Raw genomic sequence first — 13,860 nt, forward strand, 5'->3', positions numbered from 1 at the left:
CGCCCCTCCTTTCAGGCGGCCAGCGCATAAGCGGCGGGCGCGGCCAGGCGGCCATCCTCGCCAAAAACGTAGACATGCGCGGGGTCCAGCCAGACGCGCACCTCTGCATCCTTTGCAAAATCCCGCAGCCCGTGGATCACCCCCACCCAGCGTTCGCCGTGATGGTCGAGATGAAGGAAGGTTTCCGATCCGGTCATCTCGGTTACGGCGACACGGGCCACGAACAGCATGGCGTCGTCGGTATGGCGCTCTGCCTCCAGATGGTTGGGGCGAAAACCCGCGATATAGCGACCGTCGGACAGACCGGCCAACCGGCCGGTTGCGGTCACGCTCTGGCCATCGCCGAAGCTCAGCCGGGTGCCGGTCTTGGAAATCGGCAGGAAATTCATCGGCGGGTCCGAGAATACCCGCGCGGTGGTGGCATCCACCGGGCGGCGATAGACCTCGGCGGTGGGACCGAACTGGGTCACCCTGCCCTGCCACAATGTGGCAGTATTGCCCCCCAGCAACAACGCCTCTTCGGGCTCGGTCGTGGCATAGACAAAGATCGCCCCGGACTCTTCGAAGATGCGCGGAATCTCGACCCGCAATTCCTCGCGCAGCTTGTAATCGAGATTGGCAAGCGGCTCGTCCAGCAGGACCAGCCCCGCCCCCTTGACCAGCGCGCGCGCCAGCGCGCAGCGCTGTTGCTGTCCACCTGACAATTCCAGCGGCTTGCGTCCCAGCATCGGGGTGAGTTTCAGCAGTGCCGCCGTCTCGCGCACCTTTGCGTCGATCTCGGCCCTTGGGCGACGTTGCAGCCGGAGCGGCGAGGCAATGTTGTCATAGACCGACAGCGTGGGGTAATTGATGAATTGCTGATAGACCATCGCCACCTTGCGATCTTGCACAGCAATCCCGGTCACGTCCTGGCCCTGCCACAGGATGCGCCCCTCGGCCGGCCGGTCCAGCCCCGCCATCAGCCGCATCAGCGAGGTCTTGCCCGACAGCGTCGGCCCCAAGAGCACGTTCATCGTGCCCTTTTCAAGCGTCAGGTCGGTCGGGTGGATATGCACCTCGCCCCGGACCTTTGTGGTCACGCCCTCCAGAACCAGCGTCATCGCGTTCCATCCTCCCTCATTCCGCCGCCGCGGTTGCAGCCAGCGCACGGCGGCGCGCCGCCATCCAGGCCTCGATCGCCGCGACCTGTTCGGCATCGAGTCGCAGTCCCAGCTTGCTGCGGCGCCAGACCACGTCCTCGGCGGTGCGCGCGTATTCGTGCCGCATCAACCAATCCAGTTCGGCCTCGGTCAGGCCCGCCCCGAAATCCTGCCCCGGTCCATTGGCGGCGTCCAGCATCGCGCGGGCCTCGGTGCCGTAGGCGCGCACCAGGCGCAGGGCCTGTCGCGGCTCAAGTTCGCAATAGGCCGCGCGCAAATCGTCCACCAATGCGCCCACCCCGTCCACCGGGAAATCGCCACCGGGCAGCGCCACGCCGGCGGTCCAGGGGCCGCCGGCCTGCGGGAAATGACGACCGATCTTTTCCAGCGCGGCCTCGGCCAGGCGCCGATAAGTCGTGATCTTGCCGCCGAACACGTTGAGCAGCGGGGCGCCCTGCGCATCGTCAAGGCTGAGAACGTAATCGCGCGTGGCAGCCGTGGCCGATTTCGCGCCGTCGTCATAAAGTGGACGAACGCCGGAATAGGTCCAGACCACGTCCGAACGCGTCACGGGCCGGGCAAAATATTCAGAGGCAAACCCCAGCAGGTAGTCGATCTCGGCATCGGTGCAAACCGCCGGCGCGGCCGGGTCGGGATGGTCGGCATCGGTCGTGCCGATCAGGGTAAAATCATGCTCATAGGGAATGGCAAAGATGATCCGCCCATCCCGGCCCTGAAAGAAATATGCCTTGTCATGGTCGAACAGCTTGCGAGTGACGATGTGGCTGCCACGCACCAGGCGCACGCCTTCGGTGCTGGCGATATGGGCGACATCGCGGATCACCTGCCCGACCCATGGCCCACCCGCATTCACCAGCATCCGGGCGCGCCTGGTGCTGGGGATGCCGGTCTGTGTATCCTCCATTTCGATACGCCAAAGACCGTCCTCGCGCATGGCACCGGTTACGCGGGTGCGGGTCAGGATGGTCGCCCCGCGCGCCTCGGCATCGCGCGCATTCAGGATCACCAGCCGCGAATCCTCGATCCAGCAATCGGAATATTCAAAGGCGCGGCGAAAGGCGGGCTTGAGCGGCAGACCCTCGGGCGCCCGCGTCAGGTCCAGCGTGCGGGTGCCAGGCAGGATTTGCCGTCCGCCAAGATAATCATAAAGAAACAGCCCCAGACGGATCAGCCAGGCAGGGCGGCGCCCGCGCATCCAGGGCATGACCGCGTTCAGCAGGCGCGCGGTGGGCGTTTCGGACTCGAAGCGCATACCCGCGTGATACGGCAGCACGAAGCGCATGGGCCAACTGATATGCGGCATGGCTCGCAAAAGTGTTTCGCGCTCGATCAGGGCCTCACGCACCAGGCGAAACTCGAAATATTCGAGATACCGCAAGCCACCGTGAAACAGCTTGGTCGACGAGGACGACGTTGCCTGCGCAAGATCGCCCATTTCAGCCAGCACGACCGAAAGCCCTCGGCCCGCCGCGTCACGCGCGATGCCGCAGCCGTTGATGCCACCGCCGATCACGAACAGATCGGCAATCTCGCTGTTGCGGTCCGCAGTTGGCACTGCGCTCCTCCCTGACCGTTGCGACATGAGACAACCATGGTCGCGCAATAACCGTCAAGAAAGATTTTCGTTTTTGATCGCTTTAAGCACACCCCACCCTCAACGCCTACTCAAAAGCGCCTATTGCACTACGCAACCAAGAATGTTTCGAACGTGATAGATTGGCAGATCGCGCCTCTCGGACCGATTTCGCGCAGAAACGAAACCCGGCGACCAGAAAATTGCGCCCCTCGCTCGCCATGCGAGACAAACCTTGCTAATCCTCGGAAAACCGCATCGGGGCCCGCCATGTCGCAATCATTCCGCCAGCATGACATCCTCGAAATCGCGCGCGATGAGGGCAAGGTAAAGGTCGAGGACCTTGCCGAACGTTTTGCCGTATCGGTCCAGACCATCCGCCGCGACCTCAGCGACCTCGCCGAGGCCGGCTGGCTGGAGCGTGTTCATGGCGGTGCTGTTCTGCGATCATCGGTCGCCAATATCGGCTACGAGGATCGGCGCGGGATCAACGAAGAGGCCAAATCCGCGATTGCCGCGGCCTGCGCCCGTGACATCCCCGATGGCGCGGCGCTGTTTCTGGGCATCGGCACCACCACCGAGGCAGTCGCGGCCACACTGTTGCACCACCGCAACCTGATGGTCGTCACCAACAACATCAACGTCGCAAACATCCTTGCCGCCAATCCCGATTGCGAAATCGTGCTTTCTGGCGGACGGTTGCGCCGCGCCGATGGCGGGCTGGTCGGCAATCTGACGACAACGATGCTCGAACAGTTTCGCTTTGATATCGCGGTGATCGGCTGCTCGGCGATCGCACCCGATGGCGAATTGCTGGATTTCGACTTCCAGGAGGTCGGCGTCAGCCAGAGCATCATCCGCCGCGCCCGTGCGACATGGCTGACGGCAGATCATTCGAAATTCGAGCGAAACGCCCCGGTGCGCGTGGCCTCGCTAAGCGAGGTCGACCGTTTTTTCACCGATGCCGGGCTGCCCGATGCACTGCGGCAGCTTTGCCAGGACTGGGGCACCGACGTGACGGTATCCCCCCCCGCCTGAACACGGCCGCAAGCACCCCCCTACCCGGCACGGGCGAGCGGCGGATTGCCACCAGGCACCGCGCAGGGCGCGCCATCCCCACCACGGCTTTCCCTCGCGCGCCGTGCGCCCTTGCGGGGGCACACCCCTGTCAGGCCACCCGCATGAATGCCGAATAGCGACATCGTATGTCGTAAATTGGCGCTTTTGATTGGCACAAGGGACGCCGTGACATACAATCCACTCGAATCATGGAGGCTGCCGATGACTTCACCCCGGGCGGGGCGGCGTTGTCGGCCTGGTCACCGGGCATTCGTCCGGCGCGTCGTGTCGCATGAGTGGCAGTCACGCGGCCTGCGTGGTCTATCCCCGGCACATCCGGTGTTGCGGGGCGAAAAATCGAAACCCTTTCCGCGCCGCGGCAAACCCGTTTTTGCCGGTCGGTGCGTGCTGTTCAGGTCTCTGGAAAGGAGAAACAGATGAAACACGTAACCACCCTTGGCGCCCTTGTCGGCGCGCTGGCCCTGCCTGCCGTAGCACAGGCCGATTGCGGCGAAGTCTCGATTGCTGAAATGAACTGGGCCTCTGCCGCCGTCGTGACCGAGGTCGAGAAATTCCTTCTGGAACAAGGCTATGGCTGTACGGTCAAGGTCGTCCCCTCTGACACCGTGCCCGCCGTGACCTCGATTGCCGAGAATGGCGAACCCGACACCGTGTCCGAGATGTGGGTCAACTCGACCGGCGAGGTCTATTCCAAGCTCAAGGAGCAGGGCAAGATCGTGGAACTGGGCGAGGTTCTGAACCCTGGCGGTGTCGAGGGGTGGTGGATTCCTGCATACCTGGCCGAAGAACATCCCGAACTGACCACGATCGAGGGAATTCTCGCCAATCCCGACCTGGTCGGCGGCACGTTCAACAACTGCCCCGATGGGTGGGGGTGCCGCATTGTCAACGACAACCTGATCCCGGCGTTCGATCTGCAAGGGGCGGGCCTGGAAGTGTTCAACCACGGCTCTGGCGAGACGCTGGTCACCTCGATGGCTTCGGCTTACGAGAACAGGGAACCGTGGTTCGGCTATTACTGGGCGCCGACGGCGGTTCTGGGCAAGTACGACATGGTCTCGGTCGATCTGGGCGAATACGACGCCGCCGCGCACGAGGCCAACCAGACCCCGGACAACCCCGACCCCAAGCCCTCCTCCTTCCCCTCCGCGCCGGTTCTGACCGTCGTGACCGCCGACTTTGCCGAGCGCGAGCCTGACGCAGCCGAATTCCTTGGCAAGGTCAGCTTCGACGTGGACACGATGAACAGCGTCGTGGCCTGGATGGACGAGAACGGCGCCTCGGGCGAAGAGGCCGCCGTTCACTTCCTGACCACCTACCCCGATACCTGGGCGGGCTGGCTGAACGATGCCGCGCGTGAAAAGCTGGCGCCGCTGCTGAACCAGTAAACGCGACCGCGGTCGCGGGACGGGCCTGCCCCTGCGGGCCCGTCTTTCATTTAAGGGGCACTCCAGCCCGAAAACGGAGAACCTGAGAATGGCGAGCTATGATTTCTTGTTCGACGGGCTTGGATTGCGTGACTGGTGCGAGGCCGGCACCAGCGACGGCCCGATGTCGATGGCCGACCTGATCGGCAAGGCCGCAGGCGGCGAGGCAGCGGCCCCGACAATCTGGGAACTGCCTTTCCCGTCAATGGATGCGCTGAACGATGCCTGTCCGAACTTCCCCCAGGCGCGCGAACTGACGAAGGGTCTGGAAAACGGCTTTCTGTCCATCAAGGACGGGCTGAGCCTTTTTCTCGACCCGATCACCCAGCCGCTGAGCTGGTCGCTGGAGGCCGCACTGTGGCTGTTCCAGACCGCGCCCTGGTGGATCATGATCCCGCTTCTGCTGCTGGTGGTGCAACTGGTGTCCCGCTCGGTGAAACTGGTGGGCTTCGTGGCGTTATGCCTCGGCTTTCTCGCCTTCATCGACTATTACGATCACGCGATGCAGACGCTGGCGATCATCTTTGTCTGCGCCGCGATATGCGTGCTGATCGGGGTGCCCATCGGCATCGCCATGTCCCGCAGCAACACGTTCCAGAACATAACCACCCCCGTTCTGGACATGCTGCAAACGCTGCCGCCCTTCGTCTACCTGATCCCGCTGATCTTCCTGTTCTCGGTGACAGAGCCGAAACTCTATGGCATCGCGATCATCCTTTACGCCATCGTGCCGGTGATAAGGCTGACCAATCTCGGCATCCGGCTGGTCGACAAGGAGGTGATCGAGGCCGCGGAATCCTTTGGCATGACCTCGTGGCAGAAACTGACCGGCGTGCAGATCCCGCTAGCGCTGCCCAACATCATGGCGGGGGTCAACCAGACCATCATGATGAGTCTCGCAATGGTCGTGATCGCCTCGCTGGTTTCTGCGCCGGGGCTGGGCGTTCTGGTGCTGCGCGGCATCCGCAACCTGGAACTGGGCGTGGGCCTGCTGTCGGGACTTGGCATCGTTCTGCTTGCTGTGGTGCTGGACCGCGTGACCAAGGCAGCCCTGGCGCGCGTGAACGCGGCGCAGAAACATTGAGGACGCAGCGATGAGCGACGATATCAAGATTTCCATCCGCAACCTCTTCAAGATCTTTGGGCCTGACCCGCAGGGCGCGCTGGAACATGTTCGCGCCGGCATGGGCAAATCCGATCTGCTGGAAGAACAAGGTCACGTGCTGGGCCTGAAGGACATCAATGTCGACATGCAGGCCGGCAAGATCACGGTGATCATGGGTCTGTCGGGGTCGGGCAAGTCCACCCTGATCCGCCACCTCAACCGCCTGATCGAGCCCACCGCCGGCGAGGTGATCGTCAACGGCGAGGACGTGCTGGCCTATAACGAGGACCAGTTGCGCCGCCTGCGCCGTGAGAACATGTCGATGGTTTTCCAGAAATTCGCGCTCCTGCCCCATCGCACGGTTCTGGAAAACGCCGGAATGCCCCTGGAGGTGCGCGGCTATGACCGCAAGGACCGGGAAGACGAGGCGCGCAAATGGCTGAACCGCGTCGGGCTGGAGGGGCAGGACAACCAGTTTCCCCACCAGTTGTCTGGCGGCATGCAGCAACGGGTGGGCATCGCCCGCGCGCTGACCTCCAACGCCGACATCATGCTGATGGACGAGGCGTTTTCCGCCCTTGACCCGCTGATCCGCACCGACATGCAAGACCTGCTGCTGGAGTTGCAGGAAGAGTTGCACAAGACGGTGGTCTTTATCACCCATGACCTGGACGAGGCGCTGAAACTGGCCGACCACCTGGTGATCCTGAAGGACGGCCAGATCATCCAGCAAGGCGAGCCGCAGCATATCCTGCTGCACCCCAACGACCCATATATCATGGACTTCATTTCCGACATAAACCGGGCGCGAGTGCTGCGCGTGCGATCCGTGATGCAAAAGACCGACCAGCACCGGCCGGGGCTTGCGGGCGACGTGGATGCCGAGGACACGCTGGAATCGGTGATCGCGCTGTCCGGGGGGGATACAGCGCTTGGCTATCGGGTTTTGCGGCACGGCACACAGGTCGGCATCCTGTCGGTCAAGGACCTTGTCCGCGCCCTTGTTCCGACGGCAGCATCGGAAGAGGGGCCAAGATCGTCGAGCGGCCTGTCCCTGTCGCACGGGACGGGTTCTCGGTGACGATGGGGGCCGCCTGGGCGGCCGGCATCATGCGGGTTCCGACGCTGCGCGGCGACGCCCCCCGTCGCCGTCATGCAGAGCACGCATCTGCAAATTGCGATGCATCGCGCCCTGCAACGGATGATCGAAACCGTCATCGGGGCTCCCATGACCTGGCTCGTCCTCGGGCTGGACCTCGCCATCTGGGATGTCATCGCTATTTTGGCCATCCTGCAAGTCGCAACCGAGGTAATCATCGGCTTCAAATATGGCCCGGGACAGATACTGTTCTCGGCAATGGTGCTTCCGATGACCGCCCTGGGCGATCCAAAGACAGTCGGTGCGGGCATGGTTGCCGAACGCGTCCTCGATACATTGATCGGGGCGACCATCGGTATGGTTGTGACGATCCTGCTGTCCTCGTCGCGTGACCGGCACGGCCTGGCGAACCGGCCCGGAATCCACAAGCCGACCCAGCGGCGCAGCCACCGCGGCGAGGATGAGTTTCGGCGTGAATGCACGGTCTGTGCGAAAACGCACAAACACCAGATATCCATTGCCAGTACCAAGTTTTCGCACGACGCCCATGTCTTTCACGAGACAAGGAGCATCCAATGACGTTCAGACCCGTGTCCGCCACCAGCAAGGCCCAGCCCACCATGGAAGGTGCTGGCGTGCACCTGCATCGTGTCTTCGGGTTCGGCGACCCATCACTGACCGACCCGTTCCTGATGATGGACGACTTTCGAAACGACGATCCGCGCCTTTATTCGAGCGGCTTTCCCTGGCATCCGCATCGCGGGATCGAGACGATCACCTATGTGCTGGAAGGCCAGGTGGAACATGCCGACTCGCTGGGAAATCGCGGCCTGCTCGACGCTGGAAGCGTCCAATGGATGACCGCCGGGTCCGGTATCCTTCACCAGGAAATGCCGTCGGGCAACGCCAAGGGGCAGATGCACGGATTCCAGCTTTGGGCAAACTTGCCCTCGTCGCTCAAGATGACATCCCCCCGGTACCAGGACATTTCAGGAGCCGATATCCCGGTCGAGATCGACGATGACGGGACGATCGTGAAGGTCATCATCGGATCGTTCTGGGGCAAGACGGGCCCGGTGGACGGAATTGCCGCCAACCCTATGCTTCTCGACGTGTCCGTTCCCGCAGGCCAACGTAAAGTGTTGCCCGTCGACACGCGGGCAAACGCGCTGGCCTATGTCTTCGCTGGATCGGGCACCTTCCGCGATGCGAGCGACCCGGTCGGCATCCGCGTCGAAAAGGAATTCCGCGGCACCGAACTCAACATCCGTGACATGACGGGAAACCGAACACTGGTGCGGTTCGGCTCGGGCGACGAGATCACCGTCCAGGCCGGAGACGAGGGTATTCGGTTTCTTCTGATGACCGGCAGGCCGATCCGGGAACCCGTCGCGTGGCATGGACCGATCGTCATGAACACCCGAGAGGAACTTCGGCAGGCGCTGCACGACCTCGACAACGGGACCTTCATCAAACACGCCTGACGCGACCAGGCGCCCCCGACAGACGCGTTGCTGCTTTTGCCGGCGCATGACGTGCAGATCGGCACGTTGCTGAGCAGACGACGGGGCGCGGCACATATGTGCCGCTGATCTTTCAGCCCGGAGAAGCTTTCCAGTTCGACTGGGGCGAGGACTGGGCCATCGCCGATCTTGCCGGCGCTTGTTTTCAGGCGTTTGCCCGTCGCCCCCGCACAGAAATGCAAAGAAAATATGCAATATGATAAAATTGCAAAAATACTTGCACGAATGATTGCGACATGTAACGCTCCGCGGCACAAGAACACTCATGCAAGAAAATTTGCAAACCAACGGGAGAACGCCCATGAAGACGCTCGTAAAGCTCGCGGCAGCCGCCGCATTTTCCCTGACCGCAGCACAGGTCAGCGCAGACGAATTGGTGGTGGCAACCGACACCGCCTTTGTCCCCTTCGAATTCAAGCAGGACGGCAAATATACCGGCTTCGACATCGACATGTGGGATGCCATCGCTGCGGAAATCGGCATGGAATACGAGTTGCGCCCGATGGACTTTGCCGGGATCATTCCCGCGTTGCAGACTGGCCAGGTCGATGTCGCGCTGGCTGGGATCACGATCAAGCCGGAACGCGAGGAAGTCATCGATTTCTCGGACGGCTACTATGACAGTGGCTTTCGCCTGATGGTGCCGACCGACAGCGAGGTCGCCGATTGGGACGATCTGGCGGGTAAGACGCTGGCGGTCAAGACCGGGACCTCGGCCTCTGACTGGGCAGAAGAAAACCTGCCCGATACCGAGTTGCGCAAGTTCCCGAATATCGACAACGCCTATCTGGAACTGCGCACCGGCCGCGTCGATGCCGCCATGCACGATACACCCAACGTGCTGTATTACATCGCGCAGGCGGGCAACGGCCAGGTCAAGGCCGTTGGCAGCCAGATGATGGCCCATCAATACGGCATCGCCTTTCCCAAGGGCAGCGAGTTGGTCGAGTCGGTGAACGCGGCCCTCGCCAACATGCGCGCGGACGGGCGCTATGACGCCATCTACGAAAAGTGGTTCGGCGCCAAGCCCGGCGAGTGATCCGTTGCAACACTGGGCCGGGCTGAGTTGCCCGGCCTCCCCATCCCTCCTGATCGCGGAGGTTTCCCATGGAAACGGATTGGTCCGTCATCTTCGACTACCTGCCGGCGCTGTTGGCCGGTGCCAAGACAACCGTATACATCACTATTCTCGGCCTTGTCGGCGGCATGGTCCTGGGCACGCTGGCAGGTCTGATGCGCGCCTATGGCGGCTGGCTGCTGAACGCCATCGCGTTCGTCTATATCGAGGCCATCCGCGGCACACCCATCGTCGTGCAGGTGATGTTCCTTTACTTCGCGCTGCCCGTTCTGGCCGATATTCGCATCGATCCGATGTCGGCCGCGATCCTGGCGATCGTGGTCAATGCAGGTGCCTATATCGCGGAAATCGTGCGGGGCGCGTTCCTGTCGATCAGCAAGGGCCTTACCGAGGCGGGGCTGGCCATTGGCCTGCCGCACTGGAAGGTGCTGCTTTACATCGTCGGGCCGCTGGCCTTTCGCCGGTTGATCCCGCCGCTTGGCAACCAGTTCATCGTCAGTCTCAAGGATACGTCGCTGTTCATCGTGATCGGGGTGGGCGAGTTGACCCGCACCGGCCAGGAAATCATGGCCTCCAACTTCCGCGCAGTCGAGATCTGGACGGCGGTCGCCATCATCTACCTGATCATGACCGGCACCCTGACCCTGATCCTGCGTGTGACCGAAAAGCGGATGAAGATCCTATGAGCATCATCGAGTTTCGCCAGACCTCCAAGCATTTCGGCCCGCTCAAGGTGCTGGACCATGTGGATTTGTCCATCGACGAGGGCGAGGTCGTGGTGCTGATCGGTCCCTCGGGGTCGGGCAAATCCACGCTCTTGCGCTGCATCAACGGGCTGGAAACGATCACCGGGGGCGATCTGATCGTGGACGGTCTCAGCGTGACGGGGGGCAAGAAACAGCTGCGCGAGATCCGGCAAGAGGCCGGGATGGTGTTCCAGCAGTTCAATCTTTTTCCGCAACTGACCGCGCTTGAAAACGTGGCCTTTGGCCCGCGCAAGGTGCGGAACCTGTCGAAAGAACAGGCCGAAGAGGTCGCCATCGACCTGCTGGACAAGGTCGGCCTTGCCGAAAAGGCGGGCCACTACCCCGCGGAACTGTCCGGCGGTCAGCAACAGCGCGTGGCCATTGCCCGCGCCCTGGCGGTCAAACCCAAGGTGATGCTGTTCGACGAGCCGACCTCGGCGCTGGACCCCGAGCTGAAGCAAGAGGTGCTGAACGTGATGCGCCAGTTGGCGACCGAAGGTATGACCATGGTCGTCGTCACCCACGAGATGAACTTTGCCAAGCAGGTTGGCACGCGCCTGATCTTCATGGAACACGGCAAGATCGCCGTGGACGGTCACCCGCGCGAGGTGATCGACACGCCCCCCAACGACCGGATGAAGGACTTTTTGCAGCATGTCGAATAGCGGGCGCAACGATTTGGGCTGGCATCAGGCGGCCGGTACGCCCTTCGACATCGGGGCCAGCCTTGGCACGCACGGTCGCGATGCCGTGCATCGCCACCTGATCACCAGCCCGATCTGGCACAGGGTGAATGCCCCCGACCACGCGGACCGGCTGGCGCGCCTGACCCGCAACACGCGACAACGGTTCCCCACAATCTGGGCCGAAATCGAGGGGCTGGCCGCCGGGCTGGACCTGCCCGTGGGCCAGGTCATGGCGTGGAACTGCCGGGGCGATCTGCTGGCGTCTGCACCCGATGGCTGCACCACCGTGCAACTGCCCGGACCACACCCGGTGATTGCCCATAACGAGGACGGTTTGCCCTTTTTCCGCGGGCATTGCTTCATCGCAGAGGTGCAGCCCGACACCGGCCCCGGCTTCTTGTCCTTCTGCTATCCCGGCTCGCTGCCCGGACACACATTCGCGCTGACAACCGCGGGCCTGGTACAGGCTGTGAACAACCTGCGCCTGCTGGGTATCGAACCTCAGGTGCCGCGTATGGTGTTGGGCCGCGCGACGCTGGCCGCTGGCATACGGGACAAGGCCCTGCCGCTGTTACAGGCCGCTCTGCCGAGCGGCGGCTTTCACTTCACCCTCGGCCAACGGGGGGAGCACAGCTTGATCGGTATCGAATTTGGCACCGGCCACCCTGCGACACACCAGATCGCAGTCCCTGCCCTGCATGCCAACCATGCGCTGCGTATGGACGGTCCGCAAATCGTGACCGACTCGTCCCGCGACCGGCAGGCGCGCGGGAACGCCCTTCTGGCCGGCGGCGTGGACGATGCGCTGGCAATCCTGCGCGATACCGCCGGGCCGGGCCTGCCGATCCGGCGCGACGATCCCGAAGACCCGGATTGCGAGAACACGCTGGCCACGGCACTGTTCCGCATCGGAAAGAACAACGTGGAATGGACCATTTATGACCGGGTCAGCAAGCAGAGCGTCTACCGAGGCGGCGACATCCCACATCGCGCCGCCTGAAACCGTTGATGAGTTGCGCGCGCTGTTGCTGGGCATCGCGCGCGGTCAGGTGGACATTCCTCTGGGGCCCAAGGCCCGGCGTGCCTTGGGGCAGATGCTGGATTTGCAGGGCGATCCCGCGCTGGTGTCGATCACCGCACTGGGCGAACGGTTGGAGGTAAACCCCTCAACCATCACGCGGCTGGCGCGCACACTGGGCTATCCCGGCTTCGGGGCCCTGCAAGAGGTTCTCTTGCGTTCGGCCAGCGCGCCCGGCGCATTCTACACCCAACAGGCTCGCCGGGCGCTGGATACCGCGGATGCGCCCAGCCAGGCCAACGCCGCGCGGCTGTGCCGGGAAACCCAGGCCAACACCGACCGCTTCCTGGACGGGTTCGATGCGCAAGCCTTCGATCGCGCGGTCGAAATGATTGTCGAGGCCCCGCGCCTGTCGGTCTATGGCATTCGCCAGTTCCATGCCTTCGCCAGCTTTCTGGTCTATGGGCTTCGCATGATCCGATCCGATGTCAGCCTGCTGGACAGCAACGCCCTGGGCCAGGCCGAGGGGCTGGCGGCCCTGCACGCCGGCGATGTCCTGATCGTGGCCAGCTGCAATCCCTATTCCACCCCGGTCATCAAGGTGACCCGCGCCGCGGCAGAGAAAGGGGTTCGCATTCTTGCGATCACGGACATGGTCAGCTCGCCCCTGATGCGGCACGCCGAGGTGGCCCTGTTCGTCCCGCACGAAACAAGCTTCATCTCGAACTCCCTGTCCACCTTCATCCTTGCCGGGGAATGCCTGATCAACGGCTGCGCCGCCGCCCGGCCCGTGTCGACCCGCAACGCGTTGGAGGAACGCGACCGCATGATCCGCGCCCTCGATATCGAAACCTGAGGCTCAGCGCCGGATTTTCGGCAGCTTGGGCTGCCAATAGGCGCCGTAATCCTCGCGCAACGCCTCATAGGCCGCGATCCGCGCGCGCGCCGCCTCGCCACCCGACTGAACCAAGTGGGCCAGCAGGCAATCCAACACTGCCATCGCTCCGGACAGGCAGCCGAAATGGTAGGTTGAGTGGGTCGAGACCTGCAAGAACAGGTCGGGCCGGATATCGGGGGCGATCATTTCCGAATCCGACAGCAGGATCACCCGTGCCTTGCGGTCGCGCGCCAGCCGCAGCGCCTTGATCGTTTCGGCGCTGTAGGGCGGGAAGCTCATCGCCATCAGCACATCCCCCGGCCCGACCGAGATCATCTCGTCCAGCGGGCTGCCCATGTTGCGGGGGATCAGGTGCAGGTTGGGCAGGGCCATCGTAAACGGTGTTCTGTCCCCACCTTCCTGTGATTTTCCGGTTCTGCGAGTCCTTTCCTGTTGGATGACAGGGGTGGAGTTTCTCCATGGAGACT

14 protein-coding genes are annotated in these 13,860 nt (G+C 63.1%); 11 read left to right on the forward strand and 3 right to left on the reverse strand.

Going from position 1 to position 13,860, the window contains the following annotated elements; all coding sequences use genetic code 11:
- Nucleotides 1-11 precede the first annotated feature (11 nt).
- The gene (locus EV663_RS09275; protein WP_132951507.1) at nucleotides 12-1,100 is read right to left on the reverse strand and encodes an ABC transporter ATP-binding protein; all 1,089 of its coding nucleotides are present in this window, start codon (nucleotides 1,098-1,100) and stop codon (nucleotides 12-14) included.
- A 16-nt stretch (nucleotides 1,101-1,116) separates the two neighbouring features.
- Entirely contained in the window at nucleotides 1,117-2,715 is a 1,599-nt protein-coding gene (glpD, locus tag EV663_RS09280) for a glycerol-3-phosphate dehydrogenase (RefSeq protein WP_243697920.1), read from the reverse strand.
- 288 nt (nucleotides 2,716-3,003) lie between these two features.
- Here glpD and EV663_RS09285 point away from each other — a divergent pair, with 288 nt between their 5' ends.
- From EV663_RS09285 to EV663_RS09335, 11 genes are all read left to right on the forward strand, one after another.
- Nucleotides 3,004-3,771 carry a DeoR/GlpR family DNA-binding transcription regulator gene (locus tag EV663_RS09285; RefSeq protein ID WP_132951509.1) on the forward strand — a complete coding sequence of 256 codons (768 nt, stop codon included), beginning with the start codon at nucleotides 3,004-3,006 and terminating at the stop codon, nucleotides 3,769-3,771.
- A 458-nt stretch (nucleotides 3,772-4,229) separates the two neighbouring features.
- A complete protein-coding gene (locus EV663_RS09290; RefSeq protein WP_132951510.1) occupies nucleotides 4,230-5,201 on the forward strand; it encodes an ABC transporter substrate-binding protein in 972 nt (323 codons plus the stop codon).
- Between the two features lie 88 nt (nucleotides 5,202-5,289).
- On the forward strand, nucleotides 5,290-6,324 hold the full coding sequence (locus EV663_RS09295; RefSeq protein ID WP_132951511.1) for an ABC transporter permease: 1,035 nt from the start codon (nucleotides 5,290-5,292) through the stop codon (nucleotides 6,322-6,324).
- A 10-nt stretch (nucleotides 6,325-6,334) separates the two neighbouring features.
- Nucleotides 6,335-7,426, forward strand: coding sequence for a quaternary amine ABC transporter ATP-binding protein (locus EV663_RS09300; protein WP_132951512.1), 1,092 nt, complete (start codon nucleotides 6,335-6,337; stop codon nucleotides 7,424-7,426).
- Between the two features lie 72 nt (nucleotides 7,427-7,498).
- The gene (locus EV663_RS09305) at nucleotides 7,499-8,023 is read left to right on the forward strand and encodes an FUSC family protein (protein ID WP_132951513.1); all 525 of its coding nucleotides are present in this window, start codon (nucleotides 7,499-7,501) and stop codon (nucleotides 8,021-8,023) included.
- The gene (locus EV663_RS09310; RefSeq protein ID WP_132951514.1) at nucleotides 8,020-8,928 is read left to right on the forward strand and encodes a pirin family protein; all 909 of its coding nucleotides are present in this window, start codon (nucleotides 8,020-8,022) and stop codon (nucleotides 8,926-8,928) included. Before EV663_RS09305 ends, EV663_RS09310 begins: the two co-directional genes overlap by 4 nt.
- Before the next feature lie 340 nt (nucleotides 8,929-9,268).
- A complete protein-coding gene (glnH, locus tag EV663_RS09315; RefSeq protein ID WP_132951515.1) occupies nucleotides 9,269-10,006 on the forward strand; it encodes a glutamine ABC transporter substrate-binding protein GlnH in 738 nt (245 codons plus the stop codon).
- Between the two features lie 68 nt (nucleotides 10,007-10,074).
- Nucleotides 10,075-10,731: a glutamine ABC transporter permease GlnP gene (gene glnP / locus EV663_RS09320; protein ID WP_132951516.1), complete on the forward strand. Its 657-nt coding sequence runs from the start codon at nucleotides 10,075-10,077 to the stop codon at nucleotides 10,729-10,731.
- Nucleotides 10,728-11,456, forward strand: coding sequence for a glutamine ABC transporter ATP-binding protein GlnQ (glnQ, locus tag EV663_RS09325; protein ID WP_132951517.1), 729 nt, complete (start codon nucleotides 10,728-10,730; stop codon nucleotides 11,454-11,456). Before glnP ends, glnQ begins: the two co-directional genes overlap by 4 nt.
- Nucleotides 11,446-12,477 (forward strand): C45 family autoproteolytic acyltransferase/hydrolase, encoded by a 1,032-nt coding sequence (locus EV663_RS09330; protein ID WP_132951518.1) that lies wholly within the window; start codon nucleotides 11,446-11,448, stop codon nucleotides 12,475-12,477. The genes glnQ and EV663_RS09330 overlap by 11 nt, the downstream gene beginning before the upstream one ends.
- Complete coding sequence (locus EV663_RS09335) at nucleotides 12,416-13,351, forward strand: MurR/RpiR family transcriptional regulator (RefSeq protein ID WP_207904419.1); 936 nt, start codon at nucleotides 12,416-12,418, stop codon at nucleotides 13,349-13,351. Before EV663_RS09330 ends, EV663_RS09335 begins: the two co-directional genes overlap by 62 nt.
- A 3-nt stretch (nucleotides 13,352-13,354) precedes the next feature.
- On the opposite strand, the gene EV663_RS09340 is transcribed toward EV663_RS09335, so the two are convergent.
- A complete protein-coding gene (locus EV663_RS09340; protein WP_243697922.1) occupies nucleotides 13,355-13,765 on the reverse strand; it encodes a MurR/RpiR family transcriptional regulator in 411 nt (136 codons plus the stop codon).
- Nucleotides 13,766-13,860: the final 95 nt, after the last annotated feature.

The organism is Rhodovulum bhavnagarense (assembly GCF_004343505.1).
GTDB lineage: Bacteria > Pseudomonadota > Alphaproteobacteria > Rhodobacterales > Rhodobacteraceae > Rhodovulum > Rhodovulum bhavnagarense.